Origin of the sequence: Chamaesiphon sp. OTE_8_metabat_110 (assembly GCF_031382685.1) — a bacterium.
Lineage (GTDB): Bacteria > Cyanobacteriota > Cyanobacteriia > Cyanobacteriales > Chamaesiphonaceae > Chamaesiphon.
Map to the genome: position 1 here is coordinate 1 of NZ_JANMZA010000204.1, position 3233 is coordinate 3233.

Consider the following 3233-nt stretch of genomic DNA (forward strand, 5'->3'; position numbering starts at 1 on the left):
AATAATCGTCACCTGGATTTTTTGTTCCGGTGTCAGCAATGGGGCTAGATTCGTCTGCAATAGCTGTTTAGCATAGTTATATATGGCAGGTAGATTGTCTCGATTCGATTGCTTGCCGACCCCTTCACCCCCCACTAGTGCGATCGTTTCTACTTGGGTAATGTCTGCCCATTCAACGACCGCCCAAATCGGGGTATCGCGAGTCAGATCTAAATTATCGCCAGGATCGCTGTGGGTGATGCCGAGCGCCATTCCCGGCTGAATTAAGGCAACTTGCTCGATCGAGATATCCACCCGTTGCGGTGGGGTAATCAGATCGAGGCTCACTGACTTATATTCTGCGCTAGATTGCTGCAAACATTGTAATGCCGCGATCGCGCTAGCAGTCGCAAACACAGGTAGGGTATAACCAGAACGCATGGCAATTCAAAAATCGAGTACCCTGGATCTTAACAGCGATCGGCGCTCTATAATATTTGGTAGAATGAAAGCTAATTTGAGTTGAAATTCAAACTACATCACAGTGGGTCAAAACTATGGGCATTACTATTCCTGAGATCCTAACTTTAGAAGAAGCTTCTGTCTACTTAAGATTGTCAGTTGAAACAGTTGCTACTCAAGCTCTAAAAGGTAATATTCCCGGTCGGAAAATTGAAAATGATTGGCGATTTTTGAAATCGGCTATCGATGATTGGTTGCGTTCTAAAAATAGTAGTTCTGTCTTGCTCGCGCAAGCAGGTGCTTTAGCGGATGATGACTCGCTCGACCAACTGAGATCCTCAATTTATCAAGCCAGAGAACGTCCCGAAATCGATGATAAGTTAGGTTCTAATTAATGTATTTGCTCGATACGGATACCTTGACACATCTTCATGCTGGTAACTCTAACGTTGTAGAGCGATTGAGATCGGTAGTAGATGAAGAAATGGGCATCTCGATTATTACTAAAGTTGAAATTTTACGCGGAAGGATCGATTATTTACTTAAAGCTGAAGCTGGTGAGAGCTTACTCAAAGCGCAAGAGCTTTTATTTCGGACGGAAGCATTACTGAGCGGTCTGCTAATCGTACCTGTAGATCGAGCTGCATCAATTGAATTCGATCGCTTACGTGGTGTATCTAATTTGCGTAAGATTGGACGAGCTGATTTGTTAATTGCCAGCATTACTCTTGCTAATCGAGCTACACTAGTGACGAGAAATTTACGGCACTTTAGACAAATTCCTGGTTTAAAGCTGGAAAATTGGGTCGATAGATAATCTGATATCTTCAACCTTAGATTTTAGACTTTCCACTTATTAACTGCTATGATTCCTACTAAAGAAATACTCATCACAATTATCGTCCAAAACCAGCCTTCCTCGATCGCTCCTGCTTCGACTGCAAAATAGATTGCCATTGGGATTGTTTGGGTTTGCCCTGGGATATTACCAGCCAGCATCAATGTCGCGCCAAACTCACCTAGTGCTCGTGCAAAGGAAAGGACTGTCCCGGCTAAAAGTCCGGGGATGGCTAACGGCAAAGCAATATACCAAAACACGGCTAGTTCGGAAGCACCATCTAGTCTCGCCACATCTAATAGTAAAGTGTCGATTTGCTCGAAAGCCCCCACAGCAGCACGATACATCAATGGAAAAGACACCACGATCGCGGCGATAACTGCGGCGTACCAGGTAAATACTAAGCCTAAATTCCAGCGATCGAGCATCTGTCCAAAAACGCCATTTTTTCCGAGCAAAATTAGCAATATAAAACCGACAACCGTCGGTGGTAAAATCAGTGGCGCAATTAAAATCCCCTCAATTAGCGATCGCGCCCGACCGCGATCGCGATACATTTGGTAAGCTACAATCGTCCCCAAAATACAGGTAATCATCGTGGCGATCGTCGATACTTTGAGGGAAATCCAGAGTGGGGATAGATCGGGGATGGACATGTAATTAAGATTGAGGCTTGGCAATCCCAAAGCCATACTTTTCAAAGATGGCTGCTGCCGATTTACTATTTAAAAATTTTATAAACTGGCGAGATCCTGTTAGAGATTTACTCGACTTCAAAATTGAGATCGGATATCTAATTGGTGAGTGTAGGTTAGGCTCGGCAATTGCGACAATCTGTACTTTACTCGAATTTCTGGCATCAGTGATATAGACAATTCCCGCATCGACATCACCTGTTTCTACAGTAGTTAATACTGACTTGACATTATTACCTAGTACGAGCTTGGACTTTATCTGTTCTAAAATATCTAAGTTTTTAAAAACTTCGGTGGCATATTGTCCGGCTGGCACTGTGCGGGGTTCGCCGATCGCGATCCGCTTAACTGCTGGATTGGTAAGCTGTCGAAAGTTAGTTAAAGATATCGGTGATTGTTTGGGTATGACCAATACTAATTGATTGGTTAGTAACGTTTTGGAAGTTCCCGCTGCTAATAATCCCTGTTTCTGTAAAGCGTTCATTTGGCGATCGGCAGCCGCTATAAATACATCTACAGGCGCACCTTGTTGAATTTGTTGGGCTAAAATACCCGATGCAGCGAAGTTGTACTTGACGACTCGATCGGGATTTGTTTGAGTATAAATGGACGTAATTTCCTGGAGTGCTGGCTGAAGGCTAGTGGCGGCAGCGACTAAAATTGTCGATGTTGGCTGGGCGCTAATTTGTCCCAGACGTGGTGGGTAGAGAGTGCAGCCAGAGTAAGCCACTGCGAGTAACACGGCGATCGCGCCTAACCATCCCACTCGCCACAACTTTGTACTCATAGCCCGAAATATCTCCGATCGTGCTTCCATTATGATTGAAGGCGGGCTGTCTACTCCCTTCTCAGTGACAAATCAGACATCTAGTGTGGATAGTGGATAGTGGATAGCGAAAAGTGCGGTCTTGGGGTCTCCCCAAGTAGAGCACCTTTTCAAGACAGTGGATAGTGAATTGCAAATGTCTATTTCTTGGGTGGGAAGGGAGTAGATTTACGACGTAGTGTTGTTTGGTAGCCGACGGTACAGTAATCGATCCAATGGGCGATCGCGACGAGAAAAGTAAAAAATGTGTCGTCTGGTAATGGAAATTGTTAACATAGACAACAGTAGTCATCAGATCGATCGAGTAGTGGCGAGTAGAAATCATCACCGCAGATCGAGCCGGATTACCAATCGTCCATAATCAGAGATAGATAATGGCAGCCGCAGTAAATATTCAAAATCTGTCCAAGAGCTATGGAACCGTCACGGCGGT

Annotated in this window: 4 protein-coding genes and 1 pseudogene; 2 read left to right on the top strand and 3 right to left on the bottom strand. The window is 44.6% G+C overall.

Annotation, left to right across the window (positions count from 1 at the left end):
• The coding region (locus RMO52_RS07740) for a cobalt-precorrin-5B (C(1))-methyltransferase (RefSeq protein ID WP_310412578.1) at positions 1 to 420 on the bottom strand (420 nt) is incomplete at its 3' end.
• Positions 421 to 536: 116 nt separating this feature from the next.
• Here RMO52_RS07740 and RMO52_RS07745 point away from each other — a divergent pair.
• Together RMO52_RS07745 and RMO52_RS07750 are read left to right on the top strand one after the other, a co-directional pair.
• The gene (locus RMO52_RS07745; RefSeq protein ID WP_309739420.1) at positions 537 to 836 is read left to right on the top strand and encodes a helix-turn-helix domain-containing protein; all 300 of its coding nucleotides are present in this window, start codon (positions 537 to 539) and stop codon (positions 834 to 836) included.
• The gene (locus RMO52_RS07750) at positions 836 to 1258 is read left to right on the top strand and encodes a type II toxin-antitoxin system VapC family toxin (RefSeq protein WP_310412581.1); all 423 of its coding nucleotides are present in this window, start codon (positions 836 to 838) and stop codon (positions 1256 to 1258) included. Before RMO52_RS07745 ends, RMO52_RS07750 begins: the two co-directional genes overlap by 1 nt.
• A gap of 29 nt (positions 1259 to 1287) precedes the next feature.
• On the opposite strand, the pseudogene modB reads toward RMO52_RS07750, so the two are convergent.
• Positions 1288 to 1935 (bottom strand): annotated as a pseudogene (gene modB / locus RMO52_RS07755) (molybdate ABC transporter permease subunit); the annotation flags it as partial.
• Positions 1936 to 1939: 4 nt separating this feature from the next.
• The gene (modA, locus tag RMO52_RS07760) at positions 1940 to 2761 is read right to left on the bottom strand and encodes a molybdate ABC transporter substrate-binding protein (RefSeq protein ID WP_310412584.1); all 822 of its coding nucleotides are present in this window, start codon (positions 2759 to 2761) and stop codon (positions 1940 to 1942) included.
• Positions 2762 to 3233: the final 472 nt, after the last annotated feature.

Bases quoted from the DNA above. Each gene is read 5' to 3' on its own strand.
- RMO52_RS07745 (WP_309739420.1), top strand. From the start codon at position 537: ATGGGCATTACTATTCCTGAGATCCTAACTTTAGAAGAAGCTTCTGTC.
- RMO52_RS07750 (WP_310412581.1), top strand. From the start codon at position 836: ATGTATTTGCTCGATACGGATACCTTGACACATCTTCATGCTGGTAAC.
- modA (WP_310412584.1), bottom strand. From the start codon at position 2,761: ATGAGTACAAAGTTGTGGCGAGTGGGATGGTTAGGCGCGATCGCCGTG.